Raw genomic sequence first — 2059 nt, forward strand, 5'->3', positions numbered from 1 at the left:
GGTGTAGAAAAGCTAACTGAAGTGGTAGATTGGTTCGGAGAATTAGACGATTCCACTCAAGATAATATTATCAAAATGGCTGGCTTTGCAGCTGCTATCGGTCCTACTTCATTAGCTTTAGGTGGGATAACCAGAACTGCAAGTGGTACGTTGGGTATGCTCGGTAAACTGTCTGGTGCAATTGGTAAAAAAGGAGATGCTACTGGTGGTGCAGCAGGAAAAGCTAGCTTAATTGGTGGCTTTGGAACTTTAGCTGCAGGTAGCGGTCCTTTAATTGGAGCAACTGCAGCAATAGCCGGTTTAACTGCAGGTGGTATTGCATTACACAACCATATGAAACAAGATGTTATTCCGGAAATTGATTTGTTTGGTGATTCCGTTTCAGAAAATACACAACAAGCAGTTAGTAGCTTTATGGAATTGAATGATGAGGCGACATCACAATTAAATCAACTAGCATGGAGTGGCCAAGAAGTAACCGAGGAAATGGCAGAATCATTATCAGGTACTTTTGACCAAATGGGACAACAGATTGTAGATGGGTTACAGCAAAGAAAAGATGAAAGTTTAACTGCTATCCAAGAAATGTTTGATGGAGCTAAAGATATTAGCGAAGATGAACAAGCTGACATATTAAAAAGTGCAACTGAAAGTTTTGAAGAAAGAATTAAAGTAACTGAAGATGCGACAGAGAGAATGAATGAAATTCTAGAAACTGCTGCAGAAGAAAACAGAAGTACAACAGAAGAAGAAAATGAAGAACTAGAACGATTAAGACAAGAAAGAATGGATAACGCAATAGAAGTGTTATCCGAGACCGAACAAGAGCAACAAACCATAATGGAAAGAATGAAAGAGCAAGCGGAAGATATTACAGCTAGACAGATGGCCGATACGATTAAAAAATCAATTGAAACAAAAGAAGGAGTAATTGCTGAAGCTGAAAATCAGTATTACTTACAAAAAATTACGTACGAAAACATGAGGGATGAATTAGAAGAAATCCAAGAAGGTTTAACAGACGAACTTATAGCAGATGCTGAACGTCAAAAAGACGAAACTATTGCCAATGCTGAAAACATGCATCAATCTGTTATCGATGAAGCAAAAGAACAAAACCCTAAACTATTAGAGCAAATAAACATAACCACTGGTGACATCTTAAGTAAATGGGAAAAGCTTGCTATAGACTCAGGTATTACTTTTGCAAAGATATACACAAAAGGAAAAGATGTTTATGATGATATAAAAGATGTATTTCAAGAAGCTATATCAATGCCATCTCCTGTCTTGGGATCAACCAAAGCTCTCATTAGTGCGGCAAGAAAAGCATGGAATGAAGTGCAGAGTATTTTTAATCAACAAATTTCAATGTCAGCACCTACTGCTAGAACACCATCTTTACAACATAAAACAATGCCTACCAATCGATTTAACTATGATGGTACTGATTATTTTGAAGGTGGACTGACATGGATAGGTGAAAAAGGATTTGAGTTAGCAAGATATGGTGATCAGTGGGGGATGTTTGATTTTGGATTAGCAAACCTTCCAAGAGGTACTCAAATTTTCACCCATGAAGAATCTAAGAAAATCCTAAACTCATTAAACAGCATACCAGGTTACGCAGGAGGTATAAGTCCAACCGGTGAAGCGGATCGGATAGCAAATCGACTTAACCAACCACAACAAGTACAGGGCGAAGCTGTTATCTATACGACTGTTATCAACCAAATGGATGGCCGAGAGATCGGAAGACACACGTATAAAAGCGTGACAGAATTTCAAGAACGAGATCAGAAAGTAAAAGAAATATTTGGGGGTGGAACTACTTGAAATCACTAACGTTTAATAGTCAGAGAAAGTCTTGGCTTTATCTCTTAGAAGGTAGACAGAAAGCCCCCTTTGCTCCGAGAAATAACAATTTATTACGTGTACCAGGAATGCCAGGTGCTTATTATAAGGACGAAACCATTGATGTTCTTTACATTACACAACCAGTTGGTTTTATTGTAAAAGATGATGCAGATGCTTTGGCTAAAAAAGACGAACTGGCAGA

General features: G+C 38.0%; 2 protein-coding genes. Both read left to right on the plus strand.

Translation table 11 applies throughout. The features are described from left to right. Positions 1 to 1836, plus strand: a 1836-nt coding sequence (locus D569_RS24695) for a hypothetical protein (RefSeq protein ID WP_018934606.1), incomplete at its 5' end; no start/stop codon positions are given. Then, positions 1833 to 2059: phage tail domain-containing protein (locus tag D569_RS0122110; protein WP_018934607.1), on the plus strand; the 227-nt coding region annotated here is incomplete at its 3' end. The genes D569_RS24695 and D569_RS0122110, both read left to right, overlap by 4 nt.

Origin of the sequence: Gracilibacillus lacisalsi DSM 19029 (assembly GCF_000377765.1) — a bacterium.
GTDB classification, from domain to species: domain Bacteria; phylum Bacillota; class Bacilli; order Bacillales; family Amphibacillaceae; genus Gracilibacillus; species Gracilibacillus lacisalsi.